The 16044-nt window shown below is 61.1% G+C and carries 14 protein-coding genes; 6 read left to right on the top strand and 8 right to left on the bottom strand.

The window, feature by feature from the left end; genetic code table 11:
• Positions 1–132: 132 nt before the first annotated feature.
• The 5 genes from J4E53_RS07585 (at position 133) to J4E53_RS07605 (ending at position 8097) form a co-directional block, all read left to right on the top strand.
• Positions 133–1560 carry a di-heme oxidoredictase family protein gene (locus J4E53_RS07585; RefSeq protein ID WP_103308461.1) on the top strand — a complete coding sequence of 476 codons (1428 nt, stop codon included), beginning with the start codon at positions 133–135 and terminating at the stop codon, positions 1558–1560.
• Positions 1561–1588: 28 nt separating this feature from the next.
• Positions 1589–2653, top strand: a complete 1065-nt coding sequence (locus tag J4E53_RS07590; RefSeq protein ID WP_060740963.1) for an imelysin family protein — start codon at positions 1589–1591, stop codon at positions 2651–2653.
• A 2-nt stretch (positions 2654–2655) separates the two neighbouring features.
• Entirely contained in the window at positions 2656–3753 is a 1098-nt protein-coding gene (locus tag J4E53_RS07595) for a DUF1513 domain-containing protein (RefSeq protein WP_103308462.1), read from the top strand.
• 155 nt (positions 3754–3908) lie between these two features.
• Positions 3909–5057: an efflux RND transporter periplasmic adaptor subunit gene (locus tag J4E53_RS07600; RefSeq protein WP_060740961.1), complete on the top strand. Its 1149-nt coding sequence runs from the start codon at positions 3909–3911 to the stop codon at positions 5055–5057.
• A gap of 13 nt (positions 5058–5070) precedes the next feature.
• Positions 5071–8097: a multidrug efflux RND transporter permease subunit gene (locus J4E53_RS07605; protein WP_060740960.1), complete on the top strand. Its 3027-nt coding sequence runs from the start codon at positions 5071–5073 to the stop codon at positions 8095–8097.
• A 221-nt stretch (positions 8098–8318) separates the two neighbouring features.
• Here J4E53_RS07605 and J4E53_RS07610 read toward each other — a convergent pair whose 3' ends face one another.
• The 5 genes from J4E53_RS07610 to colR all read right to left on the bottom strand — a co-directional run bounded on the left by J4E53_RS07610 (position 8319) and on the right by colR (position 11996).
• Positions 8319–8546, bottom strand: a complete 228-nt coding sequence (locus J4E53_RS07610) for a hypothetical protein (RefSeq protein ID WP_060740959.1) — start codon at positions 8544–8546, stop codon at positions 8319–8321.
• A gap of 2 nt (positions 8547–8548) precedes the next feature.
• Entirely contained in the window at positions 8549–9259 is a 711-nt protein-coding gene (locus J4E53_RS07615) for a lipopolysaccharide kinase InaA family protein (RefSeq protein ID WP_103308463.1), read from the bottom strand.
• 4 nt (positions 9260–9263) lie between these two features.
• Complete coding sequence (locus J4E53_RS07620; protein ID WP_060740957.1) at positions 9264–9932, bottom strand: class I SAM-dependent methyltransferase; 669 nt, start codon at positions 9930–9932, stop codon at positions 9264–9266.
• A gap of 113 nt (positions 9933–10045) precedes the next feature.
• A complete protein-coding gene (locus J4E53_RS07625; protein ID WP_103308464.1) occupies positions 10046–11323 on the bottom strand; it encodes a HAMP domain-containing sensor histidine kinase in 1278 nt (425 codons plus the stop codon).
• The gene (gene colR / locus J4E53_RS07630) at positions 11313–11996 is read right to left on the bottom strand and encodes a two-component system response regulator ColR (RefSeq protein ID WP_025215158.1); all 684 of its coding nucleotides are present in this window, start codon (positions 11994–11996) and stop codon (positions 11313–11315) included. Before colR ends, J4E53_RS07625 begins: the two co-directional genes overlap by 11 nt.
• 327 nt (positions 11997–12323) lie before the next feature.
• On the opposite strand from colR, the gene J4E53_RS07635 reads away from it, so the two are divergent.
• On the top strand, positions 12324–13067 hold the full coding sequence (locus J4E53_RS07635; protein WP_060740955.1) for a phosphatase PAP2 family protein: 744 nt from the start codon (positions 12324–12326) through the stop codon (positions 13065–13067).
• 226 nt (positions 13068–13293) lie between these two features.
• Here J4E53_RS07635 and groL read toward each other — a convergent pair whose 3' ends face one another.
• From groL to J4E53_RS07650, 3 genes are all read right to left on the bottom strand, one after another.
• Positions 13294–14937: a chaperonin GroEL gene (gene groL, locus J4E53_RS07640; protein WP_053124505.1), complete on the bottom strand. Its 1644-nt coding sequence runs from the start codon at positions 14935–14937 to the stop codon at positions 13294–13296.
• Positions 14938–14986: 49 nt separating this feature from the next.
• Positions 14987–15280, bottom strand: a complete 294-nt coding sequence (locus J4E53_RS07645) for a co-chaperone GroES (protein ID WP_024619193.1) — start codon at positions 15278–15280, stop codon at positions 14987–14989.
• Between the two features lie 244 nt (positions 15281–15524).
• Positions 15525–16001 (bottom strand): FxsA family protein, encoded by a 477-nt coding sequence (locus tag J4E53_RS07650; RefSeq protein WP_060740954.1) that lies wholly within the window; start codon positions 15999–16001, stop codon positions 15525–15527.
• Between the last annotated feature and the right edge of the window lie 43 nt (positions 16002–16044).

Here is a 16044-nt window from a genome sequence, read left to right on the forward strand (position 1 = left end):
GAGCGGGAGCAAGCTCCCTCGCCACGGTGAATCAAGCGCGACCTCATTAACCAAACGATAATTCCTCTTATTCAAACTGCCCCGCCCTGTTAGACTTTGCGCCCTCTTTTCACCTATCTCCCAGGTCGCCCGATGCCGTCGTTGCCTCTTCGTTTATGTGCACTGTTCATGGCCCTGGGCCTGAGTGCCTGCGATGATGCCCCGCGTTTTACCCAGGCCGAACCGGGTGAAGCCCGTTCCGGTGGCGCCGCGACGGTTCGCAAGAGCGATCAGAACGCCTTTTCCCTGCCCTCGGCCAACCTGCCACCTTCGCGGCGCGTGGATTTCAGCGTCGGCAACAGCTTCTTCCGCAGCCCGTGGGTGATCGCCCCCTCGACCACCACCGCCCGCGATGGCCTCGGTCCCTTGTTCAACACCAACGCCTGCCAGAACTGCCACATCAAGGACGGTCGCGGCCATCCGCCGGCGCCGGACGCGAGCAGCGCGGTGTCGATGCTGGTGCGCCTGTCGATTCCCGATGCGCCAGCCTACGCCAAGGTCGTCGAACAACTGGGGGTGGTGCCGGAACCGGTTTACGGCGGGCAGTTGCAGGACATGTCCGTCCCCGGTGTCGCTCCCGAAGGTAAAGTCCGGGTCGATTACAGCCCCGTCCCGGTGCGCTTCAAGGACGGCACCGTCGTGGAGCTGCGCAAGCCAAACCTGCAGATCACCCAATTGGCCTATGGGCCGATGCACCCGGACACGCGCTTTTCCGCCCGTGTCGCTCCGCCGATGATCGGCCTGGGGTTGCTGGAGGCGATTCCTGACGAAGCCATCCTGGCCAACGCCAAAGCCCAGGCGCGGGAAAACAACGGCATTTCCGGTCGTCCCAACCAGGTCTGGGACGATGCCCAACAGAAAACCGTACTTGGACGGTTTGGCTGGAAGGCCGGCCAACCCAACCTCAACCAACAGAACGTCCATGCGTTCTCCGGTGACATGGGCCTGACGACGAGCCTGCGGCCCTTCGACGACTGCACCGAAACCCAGGTCGATTGCAAGCGCGCCCCCAGCGGCAACGGCCCGGACGGCGAGCCGGAAGTCAGCGACAACATCCTGCGACTGGTGCTGTTCTACAGCCGTAACCTCGCCGTACCGGCCCGTCGCGAGGTGAATTCTCCCCAGGTATTGGCGGGCAAGAATCTGTTTTTCCAAACCGGTTGCCAGTCTTGCCACACCCCCAAATACACCACCGCTGCCAACGCCGCTGAACCGGAGCTTGCCAACCAGGTCATCCGCCCCTACAGCGACCTGCTGCTGCACGACATGGGCGAAGGCCTGGCCGATAACCGCAGCGAATTCAAGGCCAGCGGCCGTGATTGGCGAACCCCGCCGCTGTGGGGCATCGGCCTGACTGAAACCGTTAACGGCCACACCCAGTTCCTGCATGACGGTCGTGCCCGCAACCTGCTCGAAGCCGTGCTGTGGCATGGCGGCGAAGCACAAGCGGCGCAACGCCAGGTTTTAGCGTTCAATGCCGAGCAACGCGCTGCGTTGCTGGCCTTTCTGAATTCCCTTTAAATGCCTTTTCCAGAAATGGGAGCCTGACATGTTCCGTCCCAAGCTGTTGTTCACCAGCCTCGCCGCCCTCGCCCTGGGTGCCTGCTCGCCCCAGGACCCGCAAGCGGTCACCTCGGCCGCCATCGCCAAGCAGGTGATCCTGCCGACCTACAGCCGCTGGGTCGACGCCGACCGGCAACTGGCAACCAGCGCCCTGGCGTTCTGCCAAGGCAAGGAAAACCTGGACACCGCCCGCGCCGACTTCCTCAAGGCGCAAAAAGCCTGGGCCGAGTTGCAACCCCTGTTGATCGGCCCGCTGGCCGAGGGCAATCGCGCATGGCAGGTGCAGTTCTGGCCGGACAAGAAAAACCTGGTGGGTCGCCAGGTCGAGCAACTGGTCAACAGCCAGCCACAGATCGACGCCGCCGGCCTGGCCAAGTCCAGCGTGGTCGTACAAGGGCTCTCGGCCTACGAATACCTGCTGTTCGACGCGAAAATCGACATGGCCGACAGTGCCCAGAAAGCCAAGTACTGCCCGCTGCTCACCGCCATCGGCGAACGCCAGAAACAACTGGCCGAAGAGATCCTGTCGGGTTGGAACGCCAACGACGGCATGCTCGCGCAGATGAGCAAGTTCCCCAACCAGCGCTACGCCGACTCCCACGAGGCCATCGCCGATCTGCTGCGCGTGCAGGTCACGGCCCTGGACACGCTGAAGAAAAAACTCGGCACGCCGATGGGCCGCCAGAGCAAGGGCGTACCTCAGCCATTCCAGGCCGATGCCTGGCGCAGCCAGTCGTCGTTGCAAGGGCTGGAAGCCAGCCTGAGCGCGGCCAGGACCGTCTGGGCCGGGGTGGACAACAAGGGCCTGCGCGGCCTGCTGCCAAGCGACCAGAAACCGTTGGCGGACAAGATCGACGCCGCCTACGATGCCTCCTTGAAACTGTTCGCCAGCAGCCAGCGCTCCTTGACCGAAATGCTCAACGACGATGCCGGGCGCCAGCAACTCAACGATTTGTACGACAGCCTCAACGTCGTCCATCGCCTGCACGAAGGCGAACTGGCCAAGGCGCTGGGCATTCAACTGGGCTTCAATGCCAACGACGGTGACTGATCATGTTTCGACGTCAGGTCCTGGCACTGGGCAGTTTGCTGCTCGGCGCCGTCACCCTGGGCGGCTGGACGCTGTTCAAGCAAAAGGACAAGCACCCACTCTTGCTTTCGGCACGGGACGATGGCGACGGCAAGCACTACGCCGTCGGCTATCGACTGGACGGCACGCGGGTGTTCGCCACCCAGGTCGGCCAACGCTGCCATGACATCATCAATCACCCGACGCAGCCGATTGCGCTGTTCGTCGCCCGTCGTCCAGGCACCGAAAGCTACTTGATCGACCTGCGCGACGGGGCGCTGCTGCAAACCATCGCCTCGCTGCCGAACCGGCATTTCTACGGCCACGCGGTCATCCATAACAGCGGCGAATGGCTGTACGCCACCGAGAACGACACCACCGACCCGGGACGCGGCCTGTTGGGCGTTTACCGTTTCGAAGGCGAGCGGCTGGTGCACAGCGGCGAGATATCCACCCATGGCATCGGCCCTCACCAGGTGTCCTGGATGCCCGATGGCGAGACGCTGGTGGTGGCCAACGGCGGCATTCGCACCGAGGCCGAAAGCCGGGTCGAAATGAACCTCGACGCCATGGAACCGAGCCTGGTGCTGATGCAACGCGATGGCATCCTGCTGAGCAAGGAAACCCTCGCCCAATCGATGAACAGCGTGCGCCACCTTGGCATCGCCAGTGACGGCACCATCGTCTCTGGCCAGCAGTTCATGGGCGCTGCCCACGAATCGTCGGAACTGGTGGCGATCAAACGGCCAGGGCAGCCGTTCCACGCATTCCCGGTGCCCGAAGAACAATTGCAGGCCATGGGGCACTACACCGCCAGCGTCGCTGTGCACAGCGACCTGCGCCTGGTGGCCCTGACCGCCCCGCGCGGCAACCGCTTCTTCATCTGGGACCTGGACAGTGGCGAAGTCCGCCTGGATGCACCCTTGCCGGACTGTGCCGGCGTGGGCGCGGTAGCCGACGGTTTTGTCGTGACGTCGGGCCAGGGACGTTGCCGCTATTACGATTGTCGTCAGACACAACTGGTTGCAAAACCCCTGGATCTGCCGGCAGGGCTCTGGGACAACCATTTGCATCTGGTCTGAACAAGGGAGCGAAGCGCCATCGGCGCCAAGCTCCCTGCTTTTCGGAAAAGTCCCACGCACCACGGGCCCGTCAGCATCTGGAATAGCCCGCACTCTCAGGGTAATGTGCCCGCCTATCTGTATTTTCTCTCAATTTTTTTCCAAGGAAGTGGAACATGCTGCGACGCCGCATGCTGATCATGTTGGGTGTTGTCCTGCTGGTAGTGCTGTTGCTCGCCGGCTACAAGGCCTTTTCCGTTTACCAGGAGATCCAGTCGTTCTCCGAGCCAAAACCTCCGATCAGCGTCGCCGTGGCCACGGCCGCCCAGCAACCCTGGCAGGCTCGCCTGCCCACCGTGGGCAGTCTGAAGGCCCTGCAAGGGGTGGACCTGAGCCTGGAGATCGCCGGGACCGTGCAGAAGGTGCAGTTCCAGTCGGGGCAAAAGGTCAAGGTTGGTCAGCCGCTCCTGCAACTGGACAGCGAAGTCGAAAGCGCCCTGCTGGAAACCGCCGAGGCCGACCTGGGCCTGTCGCAAGTGGATTTCGGTCGCGGCCGACAGCTGGTGGGCAGCCAGGCGATCTCCAAGGGCGAATTCGACCGGCTCTCGGCGCAACTGAAGAAGAACCAGGCCACGGTCAACCAACTCAAGGCGTCGCTGGCCAAGAAACACATCCTGGCGCCGTTCAGCGGCACCATCGGCATTCGCCAGGTGGATGTCGGCGACTACCTGGCCAGTGGCACGGTGATCGCCACCCTGCAAGACCTCAGCAGCCTGTACGTGGACTTCTACGTGCCTGAGCAAAGCGTGCCCCGGCTCGCTGTAGCCCAATCGGTCAACGTCAGCGTCTCGGCCTATCCCGGGCAGACCTTCGTCGGCACCATCAGCGCGATCAACCCCAAGGTCGAGGACAGCACCCGCAACGTCCTGGTGCGCGCCACCCTGGCCAACCCCGACGGCAAGCTGCTGCCCGGCATGTTCGCCAACCTGCAGGTGATCCTGCCGGACGTGGCCGCCGGCATCGTCGTGCCGGAAAGCGCCGTGACCTACACCCTCTACGGCAACTCCATGTACGTGGTGACGCAAAAGAAAGCCGCCGACGGCACCGTCGAGAAAGACGACAAGGGCCAGCCCGTCCTGATCGCCGAACGGCGTTTCGTTGAAACCGGCGAGCGACGCGACGGCCAAGTGCTGGTTTCCAAGGGCGTGCAGAGCGGCGAACAAGTCGTGATCGCCGGCCAGATCAAGCTCGATAACGGTACGCCGATCGCCATCAGCGACGACAAGACCCTGACCGAACAGAACAGCACGCCGCGCGCGGACTGATCAAGGAACCCCCATGGCTTTTACCGATCCGTTCATCCGTCGTCCGGTGCTCGCCACCGTGGTCAGCCTGTTGATCGTACTGCTGGGCTTCCAGGCCTGGAGCAAGCTGCCCCTGCGCCAGTATCCACAAATGGAAAACGCCCTGATCACAGTGACCACTGCCTACCCCGGGGCCAACGCCGAGACCATCCAGGGCTACATCACCCAACCGATGCAGCAGAGCCTGGCCAGTGCCGAGGGCATCGACTACATGACCTCGGTCAGTCGCCAGAACTTCTCGGTGATTTCGGTCTATGCCCGCATCGGCTCCAACAGCGACCGGCTCTTTACCGAACTGCTGGCCAAGGCCAACGAGGTCAAGAACCAGTTGCCCCAGGATGCCGAGGACCCGGTCCTCAGCCGCGAGGCCGCCGATGCCTCGGCGCTGATGTACATCAGCTTCTTCAGCAAGGAACTGAACAACCCGCAGATCACCGACTACCTGTCACGGGTGGTCCAGCCCAAGCTGGCGACACTGCCCGGCATGGCCGAGGCGGAGATCCTCGGCAACCAGGTCTTCGCCATGCGCCTGTGGCTGGACCCGGTCAAGCTCGCCGGCTTCGGCCTGACCGCCGCCGACGTGACCAATGCCGTGCGCCAGCACAACTTCCTCTCCGCCGCCGGTGAAGTGAAAGGCGAATACGTCGTCACCAGCATCAACGCCAACACCGAACTCAAGTCCGCCGAGGCCTTCGCCGCGATCCCGCTCAAGACCGACGGCGACAGCCGCGTGTTGCTGCGGGACGTGGCCCGCGTGGAAATGGGCGCCGAGAACTACGACACCATCAGCTCCTTTGGTGGCACGCCTTCGGTGTACATCGGGATCAAGGCCACGCCGGGCGCGAACCCGCTGGATGTGATCAAGGAAGTGCGCAAGATCATGCCGGAGATGGAGGCGCAACTGCCGACCAACCTCAAGGCCGAGATTGCCTACGACGCCACCCTGTTCATCCAGGCTTCCCTCGACGAGGTGGTGAAGACCCTGTTCGAAGCGGTGCTGATCGTCATCGTCGTGGTGTTCCTGTTCCTCGGCGCCCTGCGTTCGGTGATCATCCCGGTGGTGACCATCCCGCTGTCGATGATCGGCGTGATGTTTTTCATGCAGTTGATGGGCTACTCGATGAACCTGCTGACGCTGCTGGCCATGGTGCTCGCCATCGGCCTGGTGGTGGACGACGCCATCGTGGTGGTGGAAAACATTCATCGGCACATCGAGGAAGGCAAGACTCCGTTCGACGCCGCGATAGAAGGTGCCCGGGAAATCGCCATGCCGGTGGTCTCGATGACCATCACCCTGGCGGCGGTGTATGCACCGATCGGCCTGCTCGAGGGCCTGACGGGCGCCTTGTTCAAGGAGTTCGCCTTGACCCTGGCTGGCGCGGTGGTGATCTCCGGGATCGTCGCCCTGACCCTGTCGCCCATGATGTGCGCCCTGCTCCTGCGTCACGATGAGAACCCCTCGGGGCTGGCCCATCGGCTGGACACGCTCTTCGAACGCTTGAAGAGCCGTTACCAGCGCATGCTCCATGGCACGCTCAACACCCGGCCGGTGGTGCTGGTGTTCGCGGTGATCGTGCTGCTGCTGATCCCGGTGCTGGTCATGTTCAGCAAGTCCGAACTGGCTCCCGACGAGGACCAGGGCATCATCTTCATGATGGCCAACGCCCCGCAGCCCACCAACCTCGACTACCTGAACACCTATACCGATCACTTCATTACCATTTTCAAGGAGTTCCCGGAGTACTACTCCTCCTTCCAGATCAATGGCTACAACGGCGTGCAGTCGGGCATCGGCGGCTTCCTGCTCAAGCCCTGGAACGAACGCGACCGCACCCAGATGGAAATCCTGCCCGAGGTGCAGGCCAAGCTGGAAAGCGTGCCTGGCTTGCAGATCTTCGGCTTCAACCTGCCCTCGCTGCCGGGCACCGGCGAAGGCTTGCCGTTCGCGTTCGTCATCAACTCCCCGAAGGACTACGCAACGCTGCTGGAGGTTGCCGACCGGGTCAAAAAGCGCGCATTGGAATCCGGCAAATTCGCCTTCATGGACATCGACCTTGCGTTCGACAAGCCAGAAGTCGTGGTGGATATCGATCGCGCCAAGGCCGCCCAGATGGGCGTTTCCATGCAGGACCTGGGCGGCACCCTGGCGACGCTGCTGGGGGAATCGGAGATCAATCGCTTCACCCTCGAAGGCCGCAGCTACAAGGTCATCGCCCAGGTCGAACGGCCGTTCCGGGACAACCCGGACTGGCTGAACAATTACTACGTGAAAAATGCCAAGGGTGAATCGCTACCGCTATCGACCCTGATCAAGGTCAGCGACCGGGCGCGGCCGCGACAACTGAACCAGTTCCAGCAGCTCAATGCGGTGACGATTTCAGGCTTTCCCATCGTGAGCATGGGCGAGGCCATCGAGACCGTCCGCCAGATCGCCCGGGAGGAAGCGCCGGTGGGGTTCGCCTTCGATTACGCCGGGGCTTCACGCCAATTCGTACAGGAGGGCAGCGCGTTGTGGGTGACCTTTGCCCTGGCCCTGGCGATTATCTTCCTGGTGCTGGCCGCGCAGTTCGAAAGCTTCCGGGATCCGCTGGTGATCCTGGTGACCGTGCCGTTGTCCATCTGCGGCGCCCTGATTCCGCTGTTCCTCGGCTGGTCGAGCATGAACATCTATACCCAGGTGGGCCTGGTGACGTTGATCGGCCTGATCAGCAAGCACGGGATCCTGATTGTCGAGTTCGCCAACCAGTTGCGCAGGGAACAGAACCTGTCGCCGCGCGAAGCCGTGGAACAAGCCGCGTCGATTCGTCTGCGACCGGTGCTGATGACCACCGCGGCGATGGTGTTCGGCATGGTGCCGCTCATCTTCGCCACAGGCGCCGGGGCAGTGAGCCGCTTCGACATCGGCACGGTGATCGCCACGGGCATGTCGATTGGCACCTTGTTCACCCTGTTTGTGCTGCCCTGCGTCTACACACTGCTGGCCAAACCCGATAAACCCTGAAGGCGGCCAGAAGGGAACCGGATGGTTTTTGTGGCGAGGGAGCTTGCTCCCGCTCGGCTGCGAAGCCGTCGTCAATGCGCCAAGGCTACCTGAGCAATCGATTGGGACCGCTTCGCGGTCCAGGGGAGCAAGCTCCCTCACCACAGGTTTTAGTGCTCGACTGGTGATTGCGGCAGAAAAAAAGGCCTCGCACAAGCGAGGCCTTTTTGGCTTCGTGATGTTCAACTCTGAGGCCTCATCCCCTGGGACAGGCTGAACATGAACAGCAGCAGATCATCGTCCGGTCGGATCGCTTCGCTCGCCTTTGCCACACGCGGCAGGGGACAATGCGCCCCCTCACTGGAGGCACTGAGGATCTGCGAGCGTGGCTGTTCCCATACAGCCACCGCCATTGACGCAACTGCCAGGGCTCCGACTAAAAACAAACCTCTAGCAATTTCTAGTTTCATGGCTATAAACCTTTGATAGCGCTGCCAAACGCCGTCTCATAAAAGTAGACGAGTTTTTTCCAATCGACATCGCTGAACGACGAATGGCGCCGCAGTTGCTTCAGGTCATGGGAGGCCGCACGCCGGGCAGTCAGACGCTGGCGACATTTCTCCAGATCCAGCAGGGCCACTTCGGCCTTGGCCGCTTCGCCCTCTCCTGTCACCCGCACAAAAACATGCTTGATGTAGAGGCAGCCATGCTGCCAACGGCCCTTGTGCATGCGGGCCAGGTTCTCAGCCAGGGCCTGGAGGATTTGATCATGCACCGCTTCGCCATGGCGCTCACGTCCGCCGCCGGCATACCAATGCTCGATCTCCTCGAAGCCTTCCAGCGCATGGGTCACTAACAGCGCACGCCACTTGTGGTCGGGGTCACGCTGGGCACCACAAAAGATCAGCTCTGGCACGCGGACATTCAACTGGGTCAACGCCAGCAACGCGTCTTGCTCACGCAGCACGGTCGGTCGACCGAGCGGATACAACCAACTGCGATAAATGTGCCCCGTTTGACGCTTGGCATACAACAGCTCGCCGTCGTTGCTGTTGATCCGCTGCACGCCGCTTTCACCGCCACGTCGCACGTTGGGTTCTTCCACCCACTCACCTTGCTGGTTCCAAAAATGTTCGAAGCTGTTGCGGGAAATGCCAGTTGTCTCTACTGCCTGCACAACCATGCTCTTACCTCTTGCGTAATACATAAACTCGCCACATGGCATAGAGCGGTAGGAAATCCAGCCGTTCCTGAATGCGAAACCCAGCCTGTCGAAACTCTTCCTCTACTGTATCTGTCGGTAACACAAATCGATTCTGGTAGTCTTTCTGCCCACGGGTGCGCTCCAGACGCTTGCGTTTCCAGGCCTTGAAATTGCCATCGACCCACAATGAAACGATCACGCTGTCACGGCTGACACGCTCGAATTCCTTCAGAATCGCCAATCGATGCGCGGGTTCACCGATGTGATGCAACAAACGCATACAAAAAATACTGTCGACGGCGTTATCAGGCAAGGCGATGTCGAACGCAGAAGTGTGCAAGGGCCGTACCCGTTTCACCACATCGGTCGGTTGGGCCTCCAATGCAGTACTGAGCATGGCCTCGGAATTGTCGGCGCCGATGATGACTCGGTTCGGCTTTTCGGCCAACAAAGACCAGAAGCGCCCGGCACCGCAGGGCAGGTCCAGGACCAGGCCGGGGTCTCCGACGAGGGCCAATGCACGCCGGGCCAGTTGTTGGTCTCGCTGGTTGGACAGACGGCGACTCAAGCCACGGCGATGCTTATGAAAATATTCCCTGGCGTGCTGCTCGTCGTATTTTTCAGAAAATTCCAGCTTGATGGGTTTGGACATTAGGTGGGCCTCGATGACTGATCGGCCCACCTTATGAATCGGAATGTCATGCCTTTGTGAAAATAAAGTCAGGTAAACGCTCCAATATTTACAAGACTTTTCAACAGAGGGGCTTAGCCCTTTGGATTCAATTCCACTTCGAAATGGCAACCATTGGGCTCCATCGTACTGAGGCTGACTGTCCAGCCCTGGTTTTCGCAAATGCGCTGCACCAGGGACAAGCCCAATCCCAAGCCCTCGCCGCGTTTTTCGTTACCGCGCACGAACGGCTCGAACATCGCTTCGCGCTTCTCCTCAGGAATCCCCACGCCGCTGTCCTCGACCACGAATCCGGTGGTGGTCAGCGAAAGGCGGATGAATCCCTGGTCGGTGTAGTGCAGGGCATTACGCAACAGATTGCCCATCACGGCCGTCAGGAACGTGGCGTTATACAGGGTGTCGACGGTTTGCCCAGGTTCGAAGATCAGCGTCAGGCCTTTGGATTCGATGGGCGCACGCCATACGCCAAGGAGGTTCTCGGCCACCTGCCCCAGGGTCAGCCGAGGCGACATGCCGTTGTCTTCACGCTCGGCCCTGGCGAGCATCAGGAAGGTCTGCACCAGCTCGCGCATCTCTTCACTGGCCCGATTGATACGCTCGACCTGGGTACGACCGCGCGGATCCAGCGCCGGGTTTTCCAACAGCAACTCACACGAGGTCGCCAGGACCATCAACGGTGTGCGCAACTCGTGGCTCACGTCGCTGGTAAACAACCGCTCGCGGGTCAAGGCCTGGCGCAAACGTCCCAGTGTGGCGTCGAACGCCACCGCCAGTTCTCCCACCTCATCGGCGGCATAGTCCGGGGCCAGCGGCGGCGCGAGCCCCAGAAGCTGATCGCGATGACGCACTTGCCGGGCCAGACGAACCACGGGCGCCATCACACGGCGGGCCAGGACCCAGCCCAGAAATACCGCCAGCGCCAGGCTGAGCACGAAGCCCACCAGCACCACGGCGAACAGCACCCGTTCGCGCTCTTCGAAGTCGCTCTGGTCTTGCAGCAACACGTAGTGCCGACCGTCAACGATCTCGACCATGGCGTGATAGGACAACTGCTCGCGAAACACCTCGTGGAAACCGCGCTCCAGATGGCGCAGATCCTTGGGCAACTCGAAATCCCCCGGGCCGCCGCTGAAATAAAACAACTGGTCGGGTTCCGGCCGATGGTTCCAGTCCGAGACACTGTCCATCAACAGCAGGCGTTGCAAATCACCGCCAAGCCCGGCGGAAATCAGTTTCTCTTCCACCAGATGGACCGTCGCCACGATGCCCATGGCGAACGCACCGGCCACCAATGCGCTCATCAGCGCAAACGCGATGATGATCCGTTGGGCAAGGCTTTGCTTAAACTCCATCGCGGCCCTCGGCCAGGCGATAGCCGACGCCGTGCACGGTGTGCAACAACGGCTTGTCGAAAGGTTTGTCGATGACCTGGCGCAGTTGATGGACATGGCTGCGCAAGCTGTCGCTGTCCGGGCAATCGTCACCCCACAACGCTTCCTCGAGGATTTCGCGGCGCAGCACATGGGGACTTTTCTGCATCAGCACCGCCAACAGCTTCAGGCCGACGGGGTTGAGCTTGAGCAGCTTGCCTTCGCGCGTCACTTCAAGGGTATCGAGGTCGTAGCTCAGGTCGCCGACCTGCAAGGCCCGCCGGCCACCGCCCTGGGCTCGACGCATGACGGCTTCGATCCGCGCCGCCAGTTCCGACAAGGCGAACGGTTTGATCAGGTAATCATCGGCACCGGACTTGAAGCCCTGCAGGCGATCGTCCAACTGGTCCCGGGCGGTGAGCATGATCACCGGCGTATCACGCCGGGCGTCTTCGCGCAGGCGCTTGCACAAGGTGTAGCCATCGATGCCTGGCAGCATGATATCGAGCACGATCAGGTCGTAATGTTCGGTCGCCGCCAGGTGCAACCCCGACAAACCGTCCTGGGCGCAATCGACGGTGTAGCCCTTGAGCCCCAGGTAATCGGCCAGGTTGGCCAGGATGTCGCGGTTGTCTTCGACCAATAGAATTCGCATGGGTACCTCTGCGTACACAGTTAACGGCTGGCTTGGCCCGCGCAGCTTACGGCCAAGCGTGGCTCACGGCTAGGGTTGTATCCGCCGTAGCGGCGCGGGTCCCCTGTGGGAGCGAGCTTGCTCGCGAATGCGGTGGATCAGTCGCCATCCATGTTGAATGTAGCGACGCTTTCGCGAGCAAGCTCGCTCCCACAAAGGTCAAGCACCCAGGAACAGGGCTGCACGGTCATTGACGAGTTTTTCACCCAACATTCACACCGCCCCAACGCAGCGCAGGCCAGACTGCGCAACGCGCTGCTTAAGAAAACTCCCATCAAAGGTATTGCCATGGTCTCCACCGCCCTCCGCCCCGCTTCCAGGCCGCTGAATTTCCGGGTTGCCTTGGGCCTGCCTGCCGTTGTCGCAGCCGTTCTGGTGCTGCTGGAACTGACCACCCTGGACATGGACGTGGCCAAGCTGTTTTACGACCCGATGGCGGGTGGTTTTATCGGTCGGCACAGTTTTTTTCTGGAGGACATCCTGCACGATCGAGCCAAGGAGGTGGTGATCGCGTTCTCCGTGCTGGCGATCCTCGGGTTCATCGGTACGTTTTTCATCGCCCGGCTCAAACCGTTCAAACGCGAGCTGGGTTGCCTGGTGCTGTCCTTGGCACTGGCGACGTCTTTCGTCACCCCGATCAAAGCCGTGACGGCTGTGCAATGCCCCTGGAGCCTGAAGGAATTCGGCGGCCAGGAAACCTACAGTGAGCTGCTCAGCCCACGCCCGGCCACCGACAAACCCGGTCGATGCTGGCCCGGTGGTCACGCTGCCACCGGGTTCACATTGTTTGCGCTGTTCTTCGTCCTGCGCGACCGCCGCCCGCGCCTGGCCCGCCGGGCCTTGGTACTCGCCTTCACGTTGGGCACGGTGTTTTCCCTGGGGCGGATGATGCAAGGGGCGCACTTCTTTTCCCATAACGTGTGGACGGCGGTGTTCTGTTGGCTGATTTGCCTGGGGTGTTACTACTACATCCTGTACCGACCGGCCGCCACAGCCGAGCGTGTCGCTGTCACCAGTCCCGCCAATGCCTGAAGCCCCCCGGACAAACCCTGTGGGAGCAAAGCTTGCTCGCGATTGCGAGGGCAGCTTCAGCATCCTGACAAGCTGACCCACCGTGATCGCGAGCAAGCTTTGCTCCCACAGAAACAGCTGGCACAGAAACAGCTGGGCCCAGCCCAATGACGGGATAAATCCAAGGCAATAAAAAACCCCGCTTGCTTTCGCAGGCGGGGTTTTTCGCTACAGGGGTAAGGCTGGCTTACATCATGCCGCCCATGCCACCCATGCCGCCCATGTCTGGCATGCCGCCGCCAGCTGGAGCGTCTTCCTTGATTTCAGCGATCATCGCCTCGGTGGTGATCATCAGGCTGGCAATCGACGAAGCCGCTTGCAGAGCCGAACGAGTCACTTTGGCCGGGTCCAGGATACCCATTTCGATCATGTCGCCGTATTCGCCGGTAGCAGCGTTGTAACCGTAGTTACCCGAACCCTGCTTGACCTTGTCGACCACAACGCTTGGCTCGTCACCGGAGTTGGCAACGATCTGGCGCAGCGGTGCTTCTACCGCGCGACGCAGCAACTGGATGCCCACGTTCTGGTCATCGTTGTCGCCTTTGAGTTCGCTGATGGCTTGCAGGGCACGAACCAGTGCCACGCCACCGCCAGGTACCACGCCTTCTTCGACGGCTGCGCGGGTAGCGTGCAGGGCGTCTTCAACGCGGGCTTTCTTCTCTTTCATTTCAACTTCGGAACCTGCACCGACCTTGATCACTGCAACGCCGCCGGACAGCTTGGCCAGACGCTCTTGCAGCTTTTCACGGTCGTAGTCGGACGAAGTCTCGGCCACTTGTGCGCGGATCTGGGTCACGCGAGCCTGGATGTCAGCCTCGACGCCGGCACCGTCGATCACGGTGGTGTTTTCCTTGGACAGGATCACGCGCTTGGCGTTACCCAGGTGCTCCAGGGTGGTGCTTTCCAGGCTCAGGCCGATCTCTTCGGAGATAACGGTACCGCCGGTCAGTACGGCGATGTCCTGCAGCATGGCCTTGCGACGGTCGCCGAAGCCTGGAGCCTTGACGGCTGCGACTTTAACGATGCCACGCATGTTGTTCACAACCAGAGTCGCCAGGGCTTCGCCTTCAACGTCTTCAGCCACGATCAGCAGTGGGCGACCGGCTTTGGCAACGGCTTCCAGCACGGGCAGCATTTCGCGGATGTTGGAGATCTTCTTGTCCACCAGCAGGATCAGCGGGCCGTCGAGCTCGGCGGTCATGGTGTCCGGCTTGTTGACGAAGTACGGGGACAGGTAGCCACGGTCGAACTGCATGCCTTCAACAACCGACAGTTCGTTTTCCAGGCCCGAGCCTTCTTCAACGGTGATCACGCCTTCTTTACCGACTTTTTCCATGGCTTCGGCAATGATGTCGCCGATGGAGTTGTCGGAGTTGGCGGAGATGGTGCCGACCTGAGCGATCGCCTTGGTGTCAGCGCATGGCTTGGACAGGGCTTTGAGCTCTTTGACAATGGCGATGGTCGCCTTGTCGATGCCGCGCTTGAGGTCCATCGGGTTCATGCCGGCAGCGACGGCTTTCAGGCCTTCGTTGACGATCGACTGAGCCAGTACGGTCGCAGTGGTGGTGCCGTCACCGGCGTCATCGTTGGCACGGGAGGCAACGTCTTTGACCAGCTGCGCGCCCATGTTTTCGAAGCGATCTTTCAGCTCGATTTCCTTGGCTACGGAAACGCCGTCCTTGGTGATGGTCGGAGCGCCGAAGCTCTTCTCGATGATCACGTTACGGCCTTTCGGGCCCAGGGTCGCTTTTACTGCGTCAGCCAGGACGTTGACACCGGCGAGCATTTTCTTGCGGGCGGAATCGCCGAATTTAACTTCTTTAGCAGCCATGATCGATATTCCTTAAATACTTTGTAGTCGCGGGAAAATGAGCGGGAAATCAGCCTTCGACAACAGCGAGAATTTCGCTCTCGCCGATAACCAGCAGGTCTTCGCCATCAACTTTCACAGTGTTGCTACCGGAGTAAGGGCCGAACACAACCTTGTCACCCACTTTCACGGACAGCGCACGTACTTCACCGTTTTCCAGGGCCTTGCCTGGACCTACAGCGAGGACTTCACCCTGGTTTGGCTTTTCAGCAGCCGAACCTGGCAGGACGATACCGCCAGCGGTTTTCTTTTCTTCTTCGCTGCGACGGACGACGACGCGGTCATGCAGAGGACGAAGCTTCATTGTCGATCTCTCCTAATTGTGGTTTTCATCGGCCGGTGTAGTCCCGGCGGGTTTAACGAATCCGGCTGTGCCGGGTGCGGTTCGTCAAGCGAACCGCGGAAGTCTGTCCGGTGTTGCCACCGGAAACCTTGCGGTGACCCATACATAAGGGCGCACAAGGCGATTACAAGGGCAGGGCATGAAATTTTTTACTTCTCGGAGCCGAAAACGAACACGGCACCCGAAGGTGCCGTGTCGCGGTTTTTTACTTGGGGTCGCGATGTTCGAATTCGCCTTCGATCACGTTGGGCTCACGGCCCAGGGGTTCTCGCGGAGCCGGCCCGCCACGGGGCTGCAGGTCATCGGCGAAGGCCCGCTGGCGCATCGCCTGCTCTTCGGCGCGCTGGCGCATTTTATTGGCCAGCAACCGACGGGTGAACGGCAACAGCATGACCAGGCCCAGCACGTCGCTGATAAAGCCTGGCAGGATCAACAGGCCGCCACCCAATGCCAGCATCAGGCCTTCGAGCATGGTCTGGGCAGGCAGCTCGCCACGGTTCAGGCTTTCACGGGCACGCAATGCCGTGGCGAGGCCGGCGATGCGCAGCACGAACACGCCGAGCATCGAGCCGAGAATGACCAGCAACAGCGCCGGGAAAAACCCGATCGCACCGCTGACCTTGACGAATACGAACAGCTCCAACACCGGAAACAGCAGAAAGAGCAACAAAAAAGGGCGCATCAAATGGTTCCTCAACGCAAGAATGCCTTGCTATGAAACCTTA

It is taken from the genome of Pseudomonas sp. FW305-28 (assembly GCF_017351395.1).
GTDB lineage: Bacteria > Pseudomonadota > Gammaproteobacteria > Pseudomonadales > Pseudomonadaceae > Aquipseudomonas > Aquipseudomonas fluorescens_AA.

Bases quoted from the DNA above. Each gene is read 5' to 3' on its own strand.
- J4E53_RS07625 (WP_103308464.1), bottom strand. From the start codon at position 11,323: ATGGAGTTTAAGCAAAGCCTTGCCCAACGGATCATCATCGCGTTTGCG.
- J4E53_RS07615 (WP_103308463.1), bottom strand. From the start codon at position 9,259: ATGGTTGTGCAGGCAGTAGAGACAACTGGCATTTCCCGCAACAGCTTC.
- J4E53_RS07635 (WP_060740955.1), top strand. From the start codon at position 12,324: ATGGTCTCCACCGCCCTCCGCCCCGCTTCCAGGCCGCTGAATTTCCGG.
- J4E53_RS07600 (WP_060740961.1), top strand. From the start codon at position 3,909: ATGCTGCGACGCCGCATGCTGATCATGTTGGGTGTTGTCCTGCTGGTA.
- J4E53_RS07595 (WP_103308462.1), top strand. From the start codon at position 2,656: ATGTTTCGACGTCAGGTCCTGGCACTGGGCAGTTTGCTGCTCGGCGCC.
- J4E53_RS07650 (WP_060740954.1), bottom strand. From the start codon at position 16,001: ATGCGCCCTTTTTTGTTGCTCTTTCTGCTGTTTCCGGTGTTGGAGCTG.
- J4E53_RS07585 (WP_103308461.1), top strand. From the start codon at position 133: ATGCCGTCGTTGCCTCTTCGTTTATGTGCACTGTTCATGGCCCTGGGC.
- J4E53_RS07610 (WP_060740959.1), bottom strand. From the start codon at position 8,546: ATGAAACTAGAAATTGCTAGAGGTTTGTTTTTAGTCGGAGCCCTGGCA.
- J4E53_RS07620 (WP_060740957.1), bottom strand. From the start codon at position 9,932: ATGTCCAAACCCATCAAGCTGGAATTTTCTGAAAAATACGACGAGCAG.
- groL (WP_053124505.1), bottom strand. From the start codon at position 14,937: ATGGCTGCTAAAGAAGTTAAATTCGGCGATTCCGCCCGCAAGAAAATG.
- colR (WP_025215158.1), bottom strand. From the start codon at position 11,996: ATGCGAATTCTATTGGTCGAAGACAACCGCGACATCCTGGCCAACCTG.
- J4E53_RS07645 (WP_024619193.1), bottom strand. From the start codon at position 15,280: ATGAAGCTTCGTCCTCTGCATGACCGCGTCGTCGTCCGTCGCAGCGAA.
- J4E53_RS07590 (WP_060740963.1), top strand. From the start codon at position 1,589: ATGTTCCGTCCCAAGCTGTTGTTCACCAGCCTCGCCGCCCTCGCCCTG.
- J4E53_RS07605 (WP_060740960.1), top strand. From the start codon at position 5,071: ATGGCTTTTACCGATCCGTTCATCCGTCGTCCGGTGCTCGCCACCGTG.